The organism is Paraburkholderia youngii (assembly GCF_013366925.1).
GTDB classification, from domain to species: domain Bacteria; phylum Pseudomonadota; class Gammaproteobacteria; order Burkholderiales; family Burkholderiaceae; genus Paraburkholderia; species Paraburkholderia youngii.
The window spans coordinates 338,678-354,818 of the sequence record NZ_JAALDK010000003.1 but is presented as its reverse complement, the minus strand read 5'-3'; the positions used below and the strand labels follow the sequence as shown (position 1 = coordinate 354,818).

The 16,141-nt window shown below is 58.4% G+C and carries 11 protein-coding genes and 2 pseudogenes; 5 read left to right on the top strand and 8 right to left on the bottom strand.

Annotated elements, in window-relative coordinates; translation table 11 throughout:
- Positions 1-46 precede the first annotated feature (46 nt).
- Entirely contained in the window at positions 47-202 is a 156-nt protein-coding gene (locus tag G5S42_RS44795) for a cytochrome c peroxidase (protein ID WP_312883737.1), read from the bottom strand.
- A 1,032-nt stretch (positions 203-1,234) separates the two neighbouring features.
- A complete protein-coding gene (locus tag G5S42_RS40215; protein WP_176112039.1) occupies positions 1,235-2,260 on the bottom strand; it encodes an IS110 family RNA-guided transposase in 1,026 nt (341 codons plus the stop codon).
- Positions 2,261-2,502: 242 nt separating this feature from the next.
- Here G5S42_RS40215 and G5S42_RS40210 point away from each other — a divergent pair, with 242 nt between their 5' ends.
- Complete coding sequence (locus G5S42_RS40210; protein WP_176112251.1) at positions 2,503-3,600, top strand: IS5 family transposase; 1,098 nt, start codon at positions 2,503-2,505, stop codon at positions 3,598-3,600.
- A gap of 554 nt (positions 3,601-4,154) precedes the next feature.
- Here the strand turns inward: G5S42_RS40210 and G5S42_RS40205 are convergent.
- On the bottom strand, positions 4,155-4,766 hold the full coding sequence (locus tag G5S42_RS40205) for an H-NS family nucleoid-associated regulatory protein (protein ID WP_176112250.1): 612 nt from the start codon (positions 4,764-4,766) through the stop codon (positions 4,155-4,157).
- A 782-nt stretch (positions 4,767-5,548) separates the two neighbouring features.
- On the opposite strand from G5S42_RS40205, the gene G5S42_RS40200 reads away from it, so the two are divergent.
- Positions 5,549-6,565, top strand: a complete 1,017-nt coding sequence (locus tag G5S42_RS40200; RefSeq protein ID WP_176112249.1) for a 1-aminocyclopropane-1-carboxylate deaminase — start codon at positions 5,549-5,551, stop codon at positions 6,563-6,565.
- Positions 6,566-6,667: 102 nt separating this feature from the next.
- On the opposite strand, the gene G5S42_RS40195 is transcribed toward G5S42_RS40200, so the two are convergent.
- Positions 6,668-7,479, bottom strand: a protein-coding gene (locus G5S42_RS40195) for an IS5 family transposase (protein ID WP_176105867.1) whose coding sequence is annotated in 2 segments (ribosomal slippage) — positions 6,668-7,131 and positions 7,131-7,479 — 813 coding nt in all. Because the reading frame shifts where the segments join, the coding sequence is not laid out codon by codon here.
- 356 nt (positions 7,480-7,835) lie between these two features.
- Between G5S42_RS40195 and G5S42_RS40190 the strand changes: the two genes are divergently transcribed.
- The 3 genes and pseudogenes from G5S42_RS40190 to G5S42_RS40180 all read left to right on the top strand — a co-directional run.
- Complete coding sequence (locus tag G5S42_RS40190) at positions 7,836-8,210, top strand: DUF3564 family protein (RefSeq protein ID WP_176112248.1); 375 nt, start codon at positions 7,836-7,838, stop codon at positions 8,208-8,210.
- Positions 8,211-10,365: 2,155 nt separating this feature from the next.
- Positions 10,366-11,658 carry a cytochrome P450 gene (locus G5S42_RS40185; RefSeq protein WP_176112247.1) on the top strand — a complete coding sequence of 431 codons (1,293 nt, stop codon included), beginning with the start codon at positions 10,366-10,368 and terminating at the stop codon, positions 11,656-11,658.
- 390 nt (positions 11,659-12,048) lie between these two features.
- A pseudogene (locus tag G5S42_RS40180) lies at positions 12,049-12,588 on the top strand (IS110 family transposase); the annotation flags it as partial.
- A gap of 15 nt (positions 12,589-12,603) precedes the next feature.
- Here the strand turns inward: G5S42_RS40180 and G5S42_RS40175 are convergent.
- The 4 genes and pseudogenes from G5S42_RS40175 to G5S42_RS40160 all read right to left on the bottom strand — a co-directional run.
- Positions 12,604-12,849, bottom strand: a pseudogene (locus G5S42_RS40175) (transposase domain-containing protein); the annotation flags it as partial.
- A gap of 88 nt (positions 12,850-12,937) precedes the next feature.
- Positions 12,938-13,933 carry a tyrosine-type recombinase/integrase gene (locus G5S42_RS40170; protein WP_176112246.1) on the bottom strand — a complete coding sequence of 332 codons (996 nt, stop codon included), beginning with the start codon at positions 13,931-13,933 and terminating at the stop codon, positions 12,938-12,940.
- The gene (locus G5S42_RS40165) at positions 13,833-14,645 is read right to left on the bottom strand and encodes a tyrosine-type recombinase/integrase (protein WP_246392498.1); all 813 of its coding nucleotides are present in this window, start codon (positions 14,643-14,645) and stop codon (positions 13,833-13,835) included. The genes G5S42_RS40170 and G5S42_RS40165 overlap by 101 nt, the downstream gene beginning before the upstream one ends.
- A 68-nt stretch (positions 14,646-14,713) precedes the next feature.
- Positions 14,714-16,105 carry a site-specific integrase gene (locus G5S42_RS40160; protein ID WP_246392496.1) on the bottom strand — a complete coding sequence of 464 codons (1,392 nt, stop codon included), beginning with the start codon at positions 16,103-16,105 and terminating at the stop codon, positions 14,714-14,716.
- Between the last annotated feature and the right edge of the window lie 36 nt (positions 16,106-16,141).

The window sequence follows — 16,141 nt, the reverse complement described above, 5'->3', positions numbered from 1 at the left end:
AGGATCTAACACCCTCTAATCGCCCCCGCTGAGCGCCGACGCCCGACTAAGCCCTTTTTCCATCTACTCCACCGGTTGGCAGCGTGTGGCACCTGGCACAGGCTATCGTGTGATCCGACGATAATCGGAAATCGTGAAAGAGCCGCTTTCCGCGCCCGGCCTCGCCCGCAGCTGTCGACAAGGACCGAGGCAACTGTTGCACCGGCTCGTTTGTAAAGCCCAGCGCGACGCCGGACGTCGCATACGCCCGGTGACGCTCTGAGCTGGTTGGGCTAGGTGATTTCGCATAAGTGTCGATTGATGCGGCGAGCGTCGCGACGAATAGCTCCGTCCGCAGATCTCGCCGGTGTGGATCGACGATGCCGAGCCTCTGGCCCGAGCAATCGATCAACAGCTTCTCGCCCCGGGGGGCTGGCGCTGCGCGACTGACAGTCCGTTGCCCATCGCATCTACTGTATGCAAACCAGCTACAGTCTACGGGCTCCTAGACGACGCACGCCTCTCCTACCGAGCTCACGGCGCGGTCGATTGGGCATCCGGTGGACTCAACGACTGCGGCGGAAAAAAGCGCTCAAGCGCCGCCTCGTCCAACGCGATCGCCCTTCAGCAGGCCACAGGGCCAAACTGACAAGATGGCCCCGACCAAGGATACATCGGCGAAGGACCTGCGCAGACTGCACTCGAAGAATCGGGCTACAGGTCATCATGCTGCCGGAGGCGAAGCAGGCTTTGTCTTGTTGCCACGCGCGGGGGTAGTCGACCGCATCTTCGGCTGGCTCACCGGCTTCCACAGGCTGGCCAAACACTACGGGCGATCGGCCGAGACCCTCGCTGACTTGCGTTTCGTCGTATTCCCCGTACTATGCTCATCCAATTTCAGCCCTTAACAAAAGTGCATAACACGCTACAAGGGCTTCCCCGTTGAGCACAAGCTCAATCGAGGTTCGCTGTTGATACATGCTGCAATGCCGCGCTGGTGCGTGTGAGAAGGTGAAGGACTGCGGTTCTACAACCGGTCATGTTGGACCAATGGTCCGGACCCTGATGAAAGACGCGCGCAGAGGCCTCATTCTCTAGCCGGGAATGGATATCCCCGCCGTGTTATTCAGGTACGCTCCGCGCGGGTCCAACCCGCTTCACATCACCGCTGGCAGTGCAAAGTGATCGTTTCTATGTGCTCATGATGTCTGCGCCCGTTTCCCGTTGCAGGTTGGCCGACAGCCTCGAATCGGAGTCAGTCTGCCACTGGTTCGAGCTTGAAGTCATCACCATATTTCAGCACAGCCCACGCCAATCTCGCGTTCTTTGCGGCTATCGCGATGGCTGCCCGCCAGTAGCCCCGGCGCTCGACTAGGGTTCGGGCCCATCGGCTGAAGCGATCCTGTTTCTCGCCGAGGTTAGCAATGACAGCGCGGGCACCGTTGACCAGCAGGCCGCGCAGATAGGCGTCACCTGCTTTCGTAATGCTGCCCAGCCGCGCCTTACCGCCGCTGCTATATTGACCGGGCGTAAGTCCGATCCAGGCTGCCACCTGTCGGCCGTTTCTGAAGTCGTGCCCGGCACCAATACTGGCGAGCAGCGCACTTGCCGTGGTTGGGCCGATGCCGCGCAACTGCATCAGCCTCTTGCTACGCGCGTCCTCACGCGCGATCTCAGCGATCGCACGGTCGTATTCGAGCAGGCGATCCTCGATATGGCCGGCATGCTCAAGCAGATCGCTGATACTGCGCTTTGCCCAGCCAGGCAATGTGTCCAGATGTTCCGTGATGTACCTGCGCAATTTGTCCGGGCTCTGTGGCAGCACCACGCCGAATTCCCAGAGCAGGCCTCGCAACCGGTTGTAGGTCGCTGTCCTCTCTTCGACGAAACCTTGTCGTGTCCGATGCAGGCAAAGCGTTGCCTGCTGATGTTCGTCCTTCAGCGGCACAAAACGCATGCTCGGGCGCGTCACCGCTTCGCAGATTGCAGCAGCATCCGCCGCGTCGTTCTTGCCGCGCTTGCCCGACATGCGATAAGGCGCGACAAGATTGGGCGCCATGAGCTTGACCGTATGGCCGTGCCGCTGGAACATGCGGGCCCAGTGATGCGCGCCGGAGCACGCTTCCATGCCAATGAGGCACGCAGGCAACTGTGCGATCAACGTCGCCAGCTGATCGCGCGGAACACGCGGCTTGATCAGCATCGCCTTACCGGTCTCGTCCACACCGTGAACGGCAAATACATTCTTGGCAAGATCGATTCCGACAGTGATAATAGCCATGGACTTCCCCTCTCGCTGGTGTCGATGAACGTTCGCAACTTCATCCTGGCACATTGATGCCGACTCGCGGCTTCCGCCGCAGCCTCGGGACGGGGAAGTCCCTTTCATTCTCTAAAGCAACTGCCATTACGTCCTTCACTCCGCGGCATCACTAGCAGGTTGCTGAAGTACCGCTGAAACACGTCATCGCGCAGAGTTCGTGAAGCGTTGATAGATGAACCACCACTTGCCCACTGGAGATCATGCGCGGCGCCGACACGTTCACCGAGAGTTTGTTTTCCGTACGCAAGCTCGACGACTTCGTGCCCAAGTCGCATCCGTTGCGTTCGATCCGCGTGATGGCGAACGAAGCGCTGGCGAAGATGGATCGACTGTTCGCGGGGATGTACGAAGCTGACATAAAGGGTGGACGGCCGAGCATCGCGCCAGAGAAGTTGCTGCGAGCCATGCTGATCCAGTTCCTTTACAGCATCCGCTCGGAGCGCCAACTCATGGAGCAGGTGCAGTACAACCTGCTGTTTCGCTGGTTCATCGGCCTGGCCATGGATGACGAGGTGTGGGTGCCCACGGTCTTCACGAAGAACCGGGAGCGTCTGATCAAGCACGATGCCGTGATCGAATTCTTCAACGCCGTAGTGGCCATCGCCGAGAAGAAGTGCCTGCTCTCGGGGGAGCATTTCAGCGTGGACGGCACGTTGATCCAGGCGTGGGCCGGACACAAGAGCTTCGTACGCAAGAACGGTGACGATCAGGACAACGATGGTAGCGGCGCGGGCGACTTCAAGGGCGAGAAACGCAGCAACGAGACACATCAGTCGAGGACCGATCCAGATGCGCAGCTCTATCGCAAAGGCAAAACGGCCAGCGAATTGCGGTACAGGGGCCATACGCTGACCGATAACCGGCACGGCCTGGTGGTCAATGCGCGCGTGACACGCGCCGACGGGCATGCAGAGCGTGAAGCCGCCAAGATCATGATCCACGACGCGCGGCAAGCGGCAGAGGATCCGAACGTAGAAATTACGTTGGGTGCAGACAAGGGTTACAACGCTCAGGAATTCATCGAGGCGTGCCAACAGATGAAGGTCACACCGCACGTTGCGCAAAACGCCTCGGGGCGACGTTCGGCAGTGCCCGATACGATTGCCTCGAGCGCGGGCTACGCCATTTCGCAGCAAAAGCGGAAGTTGATCGAACAAGGTTTCGGCTGGGCCAAGACCGTAGGGCGCATGCGCCAGGTGATGGTGCGCGGCTTGAAGAAGGTGGACCAGATGTTCGTGTTGAACATGACGGCCTATAACCTCGTGCGCATGCGATCCCTGGCACAAATCCGCCCATAGTGGCTGGAAAAGGCGGCAATGAGGCCAGAAGCCGGCCTCACAGTGCTTTAAAAAGGTTGATGCGCGTTGAAATTGCACAATGCGAAAGATTTAGACGGTGGGCGCTCAAATCGTGGAAGGCCGATTCCGGGCGGGGGTATTTCCGCATCCTGCTAGACCTTTGATCAGTGATGCCCAGCACATTTCCACCCCTACCCACCGGGTGGTCAGTTCTACGACAGCATTCGCCATTGCGAATGTGCCAAATCGCTCATCGCGGAGCAATTGCAAAGGATAGGGTCGGAGACTGGCACGACGCCCGATTGGAGGGACTGCGGCCGAGTGCAAGAACAACGCTGGGCTGCGGAGGTATATCGCGCAGCCCCGTGGGTCTCCTACATATATCTGAGAGGCGCACTCACGATTGCTGCCGTTTGCGGCGCAACGTTTGCATCAGCAGCTGTCGACTTCGCCGAGCCATTCGATGCACGCCTCCGCCAGAGGATAGCCGACAAAGCGCCACTACCAGTCTCCGAGGTGCTCTTCCCGCACCGGTGCTGAGGTATTCCGACGCCTTATTGCTCCGCCGGCTTTTTTGTTGCTGCCTTCCTGCCTGCGGCTTTCTTCGGAGCAGCTGTCTTGCTGGAATGGACTGCTTTTGCCACCTTTCGAGAATTTTCGGGTGTCTCGGCCGCGGAGATCAGGAACTTCGTGCGGTCTCTGGCACCTGCGATCCACGACGGCGTACGACCACGCCCGCTCCAAGTCGCTCCTGTCCTAGGGTTCTGATAGATGTGAGGCTGCGGCTCCTTTACTTTCTTCTCAGACTTAAGCGTTTTCTGAGCAGTCGCTGTTGAGTTCGTCGTAGTGTTCGTCACCAGGAACTTGGTGCGGTCTTTTATCTTAGCGATCCAAGCCGGTGCCCGGCCACGACCGGACCAGTTCGCCCCCGTCTTTGGGTCGGCGTACTTCGTTGCCGATGCCTCCCGCTTGGCCGGTGCGGTCGCGCCGGGTCCGCGGCCGGGTCGCCTGCCCAAAGACGCCTCAATATCAGCAATAGATAGAGAGTGCTGTTCCAGCATACGGAGGATTTTCCCGATCGCTGTTGCCGAATATCTCTTCTCTAACACTGCCACCCGTGCTTGGAGCTTTGCGATTTTTGCCTGGACGGCTTCCAGCGTAGCCATGCTTGTTTTCCTTTGGATAGGATGAGTAAGCCGCACTATGCCATATCGCCCAGCGAACACAAACAGCATTGCGCGGCTTGCCGAGTTAATACACCTTGAAACGAATACCCTGGCTATTCAAAAACACGGACTTCTCGGTCCGCGCCCGTGGATAAGGCGACAATTCGCACATAGCGAAACGATCAATCGTTCGAAATGGGAAACAGTGTAACTCCCGATGCGCATGTCATCCGCGCCCCATCGTCGCCTTAACACGTAAGATGCCCGTCGACGCCGAGAGCGATAGCAAGAAAAACCTGTCAAAAGGCTGTAGCACTATTTCTGGTGCCCGCCTCGCTGGATTCGAAACGTACAGAACACATGACGACGAAAATGCAGGGACTGCGGACGAAGGCAGCGAAAATCCGGGCCAAAACCGACGCATCGCGTGCGGCAGAACATTTCGTAGGCCCGCGGTCATTTGCGGCGATCGCGACTACCACACCGACAAATCGCCAACACTTGCATGATCGCGGCATAAAGCCAGTGATTGGACAACGAAGAACCGAAGATGGTAGCGGTCTCAGCAAATTCCGCTGGTTGGCAGCACGGACTCACGCGTGGCTCTGCAACGTCCGACGTCGTCGTATCGACATCGACCGTCGCGGCCATATTATCAAGCAAGCATTCGTCAGTTTTTGCTTGCTCGCTCATCTGCTGGAACATTTTCAAAGGAGAGGAGTCACATCTTTGAACTGGCCTCTTACCATGAACTCACGGAAATCACTCGCCACGGAGCCCCGATGAACCTGCAACGTTTCCCCCGCTACTCGCTCACCTTCGGGCCGACGCCGATCCAGCCGCTCAACCGTCTGAGCGAGCATCTCGGCGGCAAGGTCAAGCTTTATGCCAAGCGCGAGGACTGCAACAGCGGCCTCGCGTTCGGCGGCAACAAGACCCGCAAGCTCGAATATCTGATCCCCGACGCGCTTGCGCAGGGCTGCGACACGCTCGTGTCGATCGGCGGCATCCAGTCGAACCAGACGCGCCAGGTCGCGGCGGTTGCCGCGCATCTGGGCCTGAAGTGCGTGCTCGTGCAGGAGAGCTGGGTCAACTACCCAGATGCGGTGTACGACCGTGTCGGCAACATCCTGATGTCGCGCATGATGGGCGCCGACGTGCGGCTCGTGCCGGACGGCTTCGACATCGGCTTTCGCAAGAGCTGGGAAGACGCGCTCGACAGCGTGCGCGCTGCCGGCCGCAAGCCGTACGCGATTCCGGCCGGCTGCTCAGATCATCCGCTGGGCGGGCTCGGCTTCGTCGGCTTCGCCGAAGAGGTGCGCCAGCAGGAAGCCGAACTGGGCTTCAAATTCGACTACATCGTCGTGTGCTCGGTGACGGGCAGCACCCAAGCGGGCATGGTCGTCGGTTTCGCCGCCGACGGCCGCGCCGATCGGGTGATCGGCATCGACGCCTCGGCGAAACCGGCGCAGACGCGCGAGCAGATCACGCGCATCGCGAAGCGGACCGCCGAGAGCGTCGAGCTGGGCCGCGACATCACCGCGAAGGACATCGTGCTCGACGAGCGCTACGGCGGTCCGGAATACGGTCTGCCCAACGACGGCACGCTCGAGGCGATCCGTTTGTGCGCGCGGCTCGAAGGCATGCTGACCGATCCGGTGTACGAGGGAAAATCGATGCACGGCATGATCGACAAGGTGTGTAACGGCGAATTTCCGGCCGGCTCGCGCGTGCTGTATGCGCACCTGGGCGGCGTGCCGGCGTTGAGCGCGTACAGCTTCATCTTCCGCGACGGTTGACGGGTTTAAGGGCCTTAGGCGACGGGCGTCGGCGGTCCGGGGTTCAGGCCCGACTTCATCAGATATGCTTGCCGCGTTCATTGCGACGTCGAGTTAGAGGCGTTAACAAAATGAGTTCTTCAGCTTTCGCCAGCAGATGATGCAGCAGGCAATTTTCATGAAGGCTTCATGGATGAATGCAAGACGTTCGAAGCGGATGCGCAGTCGTCGAAAGTTATGAAGCCACGAAATGGTGCGCTCGACCACCCAGCGTGTTTTGCCCAGTCCGCTGCCGTGGGGCTCGCCGCGTCGGGCGATTTCAGTCGCGATGCCGGCTGCGTGTAGCGGACGGCGGTATTTGTCGTGATCGTAGCCCCGATCGCCTTGAACAATGCGGGGCTTCGAAAGCGGCCGGCCACGCTTGCCAGCAATGGGTGGGATGGCGTCAACCAGTGGGTGAAGCTGGGTAACATCGTTACGGTTGGCGCCCGTGAGAATTACCGCGAGCGGGATGCCCTGCGCTTCGGTGATGAGGTGGTGCTTTGAACCGGGTCGCGCGCGGTCCGTGGGATTCGGTCCCGTTTTTGACCTGCGCCCACGGCGCGGATCGAGGAGGAATCGACGACGACACGCGACCAGTCAATCTGGTCAGCCGCGCGCAGCCTGGCGAGCAGGACTTCATGCAGTCGGTCCCAGACGCCAGCAGCCTGCCAGTCCCGCAGACGGCGCCAGCAACTCATGCCGCTGCCGCAGCCCATCTCGCGTGGCAGCAGGTCCCAGCGCAGGCCTGTCTGAAGGATGAATAGGATGCCAGTGAGCAGCGCACGATCATCGAGCGGCCTGCGCCCAGGATAACGGCTTCGCCTTGGTTTGGGAGGGGGCAGTAACGGTTCAATGAGTGCCCAAAGTTCGTCGTCGAGTATGGGTTTAGCCATGTCCTTTTCGTCGTCGAAACAATGAAAAGGTTAACAGGATTCATCGAGAGTAAACAGCCCCTTTGTTCATTTTGTTAAGGTTTCTTAGGGGATGCATGGCCCGAGGCCGCCACTGGTAGTCAGTTCCCCATCTCTGATCTTCATGAATCGCGACACACAGTTAGTACAGGAACAGCGCTCTTCCCCGTGAGATATCTCAGGCAGAGTGACGGTCCTTGTCGCGATCGTTTTGATAGCAGCACATCGACGAACGATGCGCATACGCTGGGAGATGAGAAATCAGCGAGTGAGCCGCGGCGAGGTTCGCCGTTTCCTACGTCAACTAGGCGTGGAGAATATGTGTTAGGAGAATTTTCATGCGTCTTACCGTCCAGCTCGACATGTTTAATACTACCCGTCCGATGGCATTCGCAATCCTCTGGCTCGACACAGAAAAGCGGCAATGGTCGCGCGAGGCTCATTCCGGACTGGACTTACCCGAATGGGGCTCGTTGCATGTGGATTGCGGCAACACGTTAGTGTGCGGGCCCAGCGAAAACACACTCGCGTATGTTCTCGAAGGATTGAATCTCGACTGTCGTTACAGACTTTTCGAAGGCGACTCCGGATATGCGCTGCGGTATACAGAAGGACGTTGGGCTCCATCAAACGGCCACTGGCATATTCAGTGTATAGATAACCAACGGGGACAGCTTGAACATGAACTGTTCACCACCGCCAAGGATTCCTGACACCATCTGCGTTAAACAAATGAAGCAATCGAACGACAGCACCTGCTCAGGAATCTGACCACTGTGATCGGCATACATCTCGAATGGAGGTTGAGCCCTCCTAAGTTTGCGGCTTGACCGATCGATGCTCCATGAGCAACGATCACCACCCGTCAGCTTGCCGTACCAGTTGAACGTCTCGCATTTGCGACAGATCTTTTTTACTTCCCATGCCGCTGCACCGTGACGACTCCCGGTGCGTACGCCAGCTTCTCGTTGATGTCTTTCCAAATATTCGCCCATCCGCAACTGCACCGGCCGGCGTCGATAGCCCCGTCTGTCGGACTTACCCCTTCGCCGTTGAGCTGCTCGTTGCGCCCGGCCAAATTGCTCACGCAGGAGGACAGGGCCCCTTTCCCTAACTTGATACACCGAGCTTTGTCGCTAATTCGCGCGTTGTCGAATAGCCCGTCTCGCATCGGCATCTTGCAATCCAATTGCCTATCCTCACGCCGCGGCAACCTTCGGCGCTCGAGCAATATGTCGCCAGCCCGCGCGCAATGGACGTCAGGGTCGCGGCCCCCTACAACCGACGTTGCGAATAACGCGAGACCCCACGCGTTTCACGCTTGCCAAGACAGATTGCGGATCATAGTGCAGCGAAGAAGATGCGCATCAATCTCAGACAGAGATAATTTGTCGCTCCACGCCTCGTGGTTGCGCTTTCGACAACGCAGATGCGGTGGGATGGGCCGCGTTCGTTGATCCTGTAGCGTCGTAGCTCGGGAAGAAACAAAGGCTCGATTATCTCAATCGTCCGACTGATGCCGCTGGCCCTCAATGACCGACCAGCCTACGCATGTCGAACTCTATTCGACGCAGGCAGGCTCCGACGCGCGAACGGCTACCCAAAGCGCATCATATTGCGCCAACTGCGGGACCTAACCGCATCAATGCCTTAATTCATTGGATGACTCATATCGGCCAGGAACCCGCCTCGCACACCTCGTTGCCCACGGTGATTGGGCTACGGGAGATCTCAAATCTGGCCCTTCACTGGTCCGCTTCCATGTGCTAGCGGCATTTCACCTTGGCCAGCAGCCGCCAATCTTTGCCATGCAGAAAGCAGCGACGAAGGGTGTTGCACCAGTCCGCGAGGAATCCGCCTAATGGTAGCCGTCAAAGAGACGGTCCGAATCGCTGCTTGGAACGAATATCAGGGGATATGCTACCTGACCACTGTCGGGAATCGGGTCATTGTTCCCCGCGCGTTCTATTTCGGAACTAATGACCGCCCAACGAACGGGTGGGCGACTGGCAAGGACAGCCGGGACACAGAAAAAAAAGTGACCCATCGGAGTCGTCTATACTCTGACGGGTCGTCTAAAGTCCCCACAGTAGGTCGAGCGAGACGGTTCGACCCGCTGCAACCCAAGTGTACGAGACAAACGCACGGCAACCCTTGATCAAGGTCAGACTTTTCTTACATCAGGTAAGTAGCCAACATGGTCATCAATTGCTGGCAGCATAGGCTACGCGATGGAACGAATTCAGTGAGGGCGCCCCGCGCAAATTGCCAACCGGCGCTGACGCCCTTGAAAGATTTCGTCTCTGACTGTTATCCGGGCGGTTTGAAGGATACGGAAAAGGATTTTTACTTAGAGTTGCCTCCTGTCATGAGCCACTTTTGTCATAGCGTCAAAGTTGATAGATATGAACGACGGCCTCAATAGAATGGGCTGGAGAATCATTGCAGCGTGAGAGGCGCCGCACCGCACCGGGCAAAGGGGCGCCGGTTCGACTGCCTTCCGGTTCTGTCACTTGGCCACGAAGACATCGACAAGCGGGGAGCTTGCTCCTCGTGCGCGAATGCCATTGTCATGCGCTGTGTCTGACAAGGGATACCTTCGAGGCTCAAATGCATGGTCACGTGATCAAGAAAGGTTGACATGCATTAAGGCGAAAGACGAAAGTCGTGAATAGTATGAAAGGACAATATCCGACGAGCGCACGCATGCACCCGGCCCGTTCGCCTCTTTTGCCGACGCGATGGCTTCGATGCGCACCAACTGGCGAGCGATCCGCAAACGCCGGTCGACCCCAATCCCAGCCATGAGTGGATACTTCGATACACGTTGCTTGCCTCGATTTCACATGTTAATTTTTCTGCAAGATCGTGAGCATGACAAATTACGACCTACCGAGAGATGTAGCAAACCGTCTGGTTGATCCGCAGTCGTATACAAACCTCGACGGGCTCCATGAGATATACGCGTGGGCGCGTGCAAACAACCCAATTGGACGAGCAATGGCGGACGCGCATGACCCATTCTGGGTGGTAACAAAACACGCCGACGTCTCAATGATTTCCCGGAACAATGCCCTGTTTCGCAACGGCGATTATTCCGTCGTCTGCCGTCCGCAAGCATCTATCGCGCATGTTATAGGGGCCACCGGTAGTCCAAACATCGTCCGTTCGCTCGTCCACGTCGACGGCGACGAACACAAGAGTTTGCGCGCACTGACACAGTCGTGGTTTATGCCGAACAGTGTCGTTAAGCTTGAGGCTCGCATCCGATCATTGGCACATTTGATGATCGGGGAAGTTCTGCAAAAGAGCGGCTCGGTAATTGACTTTGCGAACGATTTCGCCTCGCACTATCCGCTGAACGTGATCATGGATATTCTCGGAGTTCCGCAGGAAGAATCTCCCCGTATGTTGAGACTCACACAGGAGATGTTTGGAAGCGAGGATGCCGAATACAAGCGCGAGATCGGTCGCCAGGGCGACGCCGGAAGTGCGATCGGCAAGGCGCTGCTGTCAGTTGTAGCAGACTTCAAGGGTTACTTTGATCGCCTGACCGAAGATCGCCGGAAAAAACCGCGTAACGACATCGCCACCTTGCTCGCCAACGCGGTTGTCGATGGACAGCCTATTGATGAGGCAACCCGACTCGGCTACTACGTGATTATCGCCGCCGCCGGGCATGACACTGTCTCGTCTTCCATATCGGTTGCGATGTGGGCATTGTGTCAATTCCCCCATTTGCTGCCGCGGCTTAAGGCTGACCCGTCGCTCATTCCGCAATTCATCGACGAGAGCCTCCGCTACGCATCGCCAGTGCGTCATTTCATGCGTACGGCGGCAGCCGACACGAATTTGCGAGGCAGGACTATCCGCAAGGGCGATTGGCTGATGCTCTGCTACGGGTCGGCCAATCGCGATGAGGAAGTTTTCCCCGACCCTTTCGTATTCGATATCGACCGAAGGTCGAATCGGCACATTGCGTTTGGGGCAGGTGCTCACGTATGTCTTGGTCAGCATCTCGCAAACATGGAGATGCGCATCCTGTTCGAGGAACTGATCCCGAAGTTGCAGTTCGTCGAACCGGTGGGAGATGTCGAATTCACGACGTCTAATTTCGTAAGTGGGCCAAAGCACCTCGCAATACGTTGCGTGTTGCAATGATCGCATCTATGTAAAATTTGCACGCCACAAAATGACCTTGATCGGGACCGTGCTTTCGTCTACAAACTCACACATGTAACATGTAACATGTGACTGCCAAACATTTCCCCGGTTGCAGCCCCCAGTTACTATCTTCCCGCCTCGACAATTGAGGCTTTGGCCAGCCAGGCCCGGCATGATTCTCGCCCCCAGTCGCAGTTTCTGGTCCGGGGGGTGTTGTCACCGGGCCTGGTGGGTGGCTGGTGATCGCTAATAGGGACTCAGCTGGGATATTCCAAGGCCGTCCGTAACGTGGATGCCGAGATTTGCCACCGTTGTCGCAGGCCCACTCGTTCGATCTACACAAACTTCGATGCAAGAATTCCAACAACATGACGTCGTCGAGTCTTCATCGGTGTCGACGTCGGTAAAGGCCAGCATCACGCCGTGGCACTAGCTCGGAATGGCAAGCGCCTGTAGATCAAGGCGCTCTCCAACGACGAGGCCAAACTGCGCGCCCTCATCGCCGAATTCAAGACCCATGGCCGTCTTCTCTTCGTTGTCGATCAGCCCGCCACCATCGGCGCATTGCCGCTGGCCGTCGCACGCGATGAAGGCGTTCTGCTTGCCGATCTGCCCGGACTGGCGATGCGCCGCATTGCCGACCTGCACGCCGGTGAGGCCAAGACAGACGCCCGCGACGCCGCAATCATCGCCGAGGCCGCCGGTTCGATGCCGCATACGCTGCGCTCGCTTCGGTTAGCTGATGAACCGCTCGCCGAGCTGACCATGCTGTGCGGCTTCGACGACGATCTCGCCGCTCAAATTACCCAAACCAGTAACGGGATTCGCGGCCTGCTCACCCAGATCCATCCCGCGCTTGAGCGCGTTCTCGGACCGCGCCTCGAGCATCCCGCCGTGCTCGATCTACGTAAGCGGCCGGCAAACCCGTCTTGACGAATTGAACTAGCGGATAGGATCCGTCGGCTGCCAGCGATGAGGCAGCAATGTTGAGATATCGCTGGCCTTGTGGGTTGGCAGTCGCGTCAGGACGTCCTTCAGATAGGCATGTGGTTCGTGCCCATTCAGTTGCGCTGAACGTAGCAGACTCATGATGGCCGCGGCTCGCTGCCCGGCTCGAAGCGAACCGGCAAACAGCCAGTTCGACCTGCCGATGGCCCAAGGTCGTATCTGGTTTTCGACCCAGTTATGCCGACTTCCCGATTATGCCGCGTCATGAGTCCACGCGCACAACGGTTGGGCGGATCTCTATTCCCTGTCGCTTGGAGTGTCGGCATTATCAGAGAGCCTCCAGGAAGGCGAGTAACGGATCTGGTGGTTTGTAGCGGGTCAGCGCGACACCGCTCGCCGTGGCGTGCGCGAGCGCGCGTTCCTTGAGTTGCATGTCGGCGTGCAAGTAGATCTGAGTCGTTTCCGAGGATTCGTGACCGAGCCAGAGCGCGATCACAGTCAGGTCGACGCCGTGATGCATCAGGCTCATCGCGGCCGTGTGCCGAAGCGTGTGAGGCGTTATCGATTTTTTCTTCAGCGAGGGGCACGAGAGACGCGCGATTTCGGCGTTGCGCGACACGAGTTGCTGAAGAGCGTCGGCACTGAGATGACCACCACGCGAACTGGGGAAGACCGGATCACCTGGTTCGCCTGGTTGATAGAGCAGCCATTCCTTCAGGACTGCAACAACATCCGGTCGCAGAGGAGTGCATCTCGTCTTTCTGCCTTTGCCGAGGCAACGGACGTGGGCGCCTGTACCGAGCATCACATCCTGGCGCCGGAGAGTGGTCAATTCGCTGTTGCGCAGACCCGTTTGAACCGCTACAAGAAGCAGCGCTCGGTCTCGGGTGCCGGTCCACGTTCGTACGTCAGGCGCCCCTACCAGAGCGGCGGCCTCGCTCTCTGTCAGAAACTCAACAGGGCCGTGCTCGCAGCGTTTAGATGGAATTGCAAGAACGCGCTGACACTGCAGAAACAGCGCAGGCTCGCTGACCGCGACGAACCGGAAGAAGGCATGCACGGCAGCAAGCCGCGTGTTGCGTGTCCGCACCGAATTCCCTCTGCTGTGTTCGAGGTGCCGCAGGAATTCCTCGATCAACGACACATCGAAGTCCTCGATGCGCAGCTTTGACGGCGCGCGTCCGATATGGTTCGTGGCAAACGCTAGCAGCAGCCGGAACGTATCACGGTAACTTGCCACCGTATGCGAACTTAGACCTTGCTGCTCGAGCAGGCGCTGGGTAAAGAAGCGCTGAACGAGTGATGGAAGATCGGCGGCGCTCACGACTGTTCTCTGGACAGTTCTTGTCGAGATAGGCTGCCGCAAGTTCAAGCAATTCAGGAACCGCTTCGATGTACCAGTACGTAAGACCGACGTTGACATGCCCGAGGTAGGCGGTAAGTTTCGGCAATTCCCTACTTACGTCGAGACCGGCACGATACCACTCGACCAGCCGTCCAGTCGCGAAGCTATGCCGGAAGTCCTGGAGGCGTGGACCGTAACCATCGCGCCCATCCTCTGTCGCCGGTCGCAGACCGACAGCGCGCGACATTCTGACGAACATGCTGCGTGCAGTGCCGGGCTTCAGTCGCTTGCCGCGCTCACTAACCAGGAACGCCTCGCTCAACCGTAAAGGACAGATTTGATCGCGTTTCTGGACGTAGTGTTCGAGTGCCAACCGGGTCGACTCTGCTACAGGAACACAGCGCGATTTGCCGAACTTCGATTCCCGGATGGAGAGTATTCCGCTGACGAGGTCAACGTCGGACCGGTCGAGCCGAAACGCTTCGCCTGGCCTGAGACCCGTCGCCACAAGAAGCCCAATGAGCGTCGAATAGGTCAGTGCTCGCAAGCCGGTTCGGGATCGCAGTTGAGCGGCTCGGGCCATAAGCAGATCAATTTCGTGCTCAGTGTAAATATGCGGGGCATTGCGCCGTCTGCGGGCACTCAGGAGCCCCGCGGGGGGAATCTGGTTTCGACCGTCAATGAGGTTCATCCATCTGGCGAATCCTCTTACTTGAGAGAGGCGTCGCCCCCAGGTGGCACGTTCGACGAGTGTGGGCGTCATTGCCCAGCGCAGAGCCAGATCGGTAGTAATGAACTCAGCATCTTCATGTTCGAGAAGATCAACGAAATGGCCGAGTGCCAATGCAGGTTCGTAGAATGACGCCCCGAGAGCCCGGCGGACCGCCACGTACCGAGCGAGAGAATCGCGGATCGCAGTCGTATTGAACCTCCAGCCGTGGGCCACGAGCGCGCGACCTCGCGCAGGTCCTCAAACGCCACCGTTGCATAGATCGCGGTACTGTCCGGTGAGCGGTGTCGCAAGACCTCGGCTATTTCTGCCATCGAGGCCCCATGACGAATCATCGTCGTCGCCAGACCGTGACGGAACAGATGTGCGGCGCCACGGCACGCGGGGCGGAAACCGGCACGTGCGAAGGCCTGACCAACAATCTTGCCAATCGCCCCCGGCCCCGCCAAACCAACCCGAGGTGCCAATCTGCGAAGGAAGACGCGCCGCGATGCACTCGCTTCGCGACCATCGCGGAGATATGTTGCGATTGCTTCTCCGACCTCCGATGGCAGCGGGACGTGCTCGACCATCTGCCCCTTTCCATGAACGACGAGTTCCCCCGAACGCCAGTGAATGTCGTCGAGCTCGATTGCGACGATTTCTCCGGCACGTAAGCCAAGCCGCGCCAACAACAGCAGGATTGCGTAGTCACGAAGCCCAGTCGTGGTCGACTGGTCTGCCGATGCAATGAGAGCTTCTTGCTGCTCAGGCGTGAGGAACGTTGGCACAGTTGACTGTCGCCATTTACGAACCGAAGGCACTGACTCATACAGGTCTCGTGCCGTATCGCCGCGCAGAAAGAGGAAATGGCAGAACGAGCGAAGCGCAACTGCCATCAGCCGCGTGTACTCTGCCGATCGGCCTTTGCTGCGGGCAAGAAGATGATTCCGGATCGTTACCGCGTCAAATGCATCTGGCAATAAACTTCCGTCGCCGGCCGCGTGGCTGTCGAGAAAATCGCGAATGAACGGGCCATAGACGAGCAGAGAGTTCCTCGCGAGTCCACGATCCTGCCTCAGATAGTCCACGTATCGGTCGTAAATGTGCGCGATCGCGGATTGGCGGCCCAACGTCGGCGGGCACACAATAGCTTCAGCGCGCAGATAGGCGAGAAACTGCCGTAATGTGGGACGTGCACGCTGGACACGGTCTCGTGATGCGCCGATCATGCGCTTCATAAAACGAGCCGTGACAGACTCATCAAGATCAATCAGGTCGATGCCCCTGTTCTCCATCCACCCAGAGAACGCACACAGGACTCTTCGTTTCTTGCGAAGCGATACCTCGGAGTAGTGTGCCGTCCGCAGACGATCAAGAAATGCATCGATGTGATGGACCGGCAGCCCGCCGGATTCACTGACTGTGCGTTTCGCATTCATCTGATCTCTCCTGGCCGGCGCGATAGCCAGCCTGAG